Here is an 882-nt window from a genome sequence, read left to right on the forward strand (position 1 = left end):
GGCCAGGCGCGCAGACGCATCGCTGGGTAGCGCGGCAAACATACAATCAGGAGACAATCATGGCCTTGAGCATGGAAAAAGCAGGCATGAGCGAGGTTTCGCAGGACTAGGAAAGCAACTTACGACAAGGTGTTCTGGCGCTGCGTGCCGCTGTTTTTTCTTTGCTACATGGGGTCGTACCTCGACCGGGTCAACATCGGTTTCGCGAAGCTGCAGATGCTGGGAGACCTGAATCTCAGCGACAATGTCTACGCGTTAGGCGCGCGCATGCTGTTCTGGGGTTACGTCCTGTTTGAAATGCCGAGCAACATCGTGCTGCACCGCTTCGGCGCGCGCCGCTGGATTGCCAGGATCATGGTGACGTGGGGTCTCGTCTCCATCCTGCTGATGTATATCGGGCCGTTGGGGCGGTTCTTCCACACTGGCTCGGCAACCATGTTCTACATGCTGCGTTTCCTGCTGGCCGCGTGCGAAGCGGGCTTCTTTCCCGGCGTGATTCTCTATCTGAACAGCTGGTTCCCCTCGCACAGGCAGAACCGCGTCATGGCCGGCTTCATGGTGGCGCTGCCGCTGAGCCTGTGCATCGGCGGACCGGTCTCAGGCTGGGTGCTGCAGAACATGCACGATACGTTCGGCTTTCGAGGCTGGCAGTGGATGCTGATCGTGGAAGGTTTGCCCGCCATCATTCTCGGGGCGACGGTGCTGCTCAAGCTGACGGAAACAATCGACGACGCGCGCTGGCTCACGCCCGAAGAGAAGTCGCTATTGAAGCGCAACCTCTCGTCGGAGAACCTGACGAAGACCCACGACTTTCGCGCCGCATTGAAGAGTCGCGGCGTCTGGATCCTGTGCGACATCCTGCTCACAATGAACACCGGTTTT

Annotated in this window: 1 protein-coding gene; it reads left to right on the forward strand. The window is 59.1% G+C overall.

Annotation, left to right across the window (positions count from 1 at the left end; translation table 11 throughout):
- Positions 1 to 144 precede the first annotated feature (144 nt).
- Positions 145 to 882 (forward strand): MFS transporter (locus tag PQR53_RS38850; RefSeq protein WP_408465888.1); only part of this gene is annotated, 738 nt, incomplete at its 3' end.

The sequence above is a fragment of the Paraburkholderia fungorum genome, from assembly GCF_046027605.1.
Lineage (GTDB): Bacteria > Pseudomonadota > Gammaproteobacteria > Burkholderiales > Burkholderiaceae > Paraburkholderia > Paraburkholderia fungorum_F.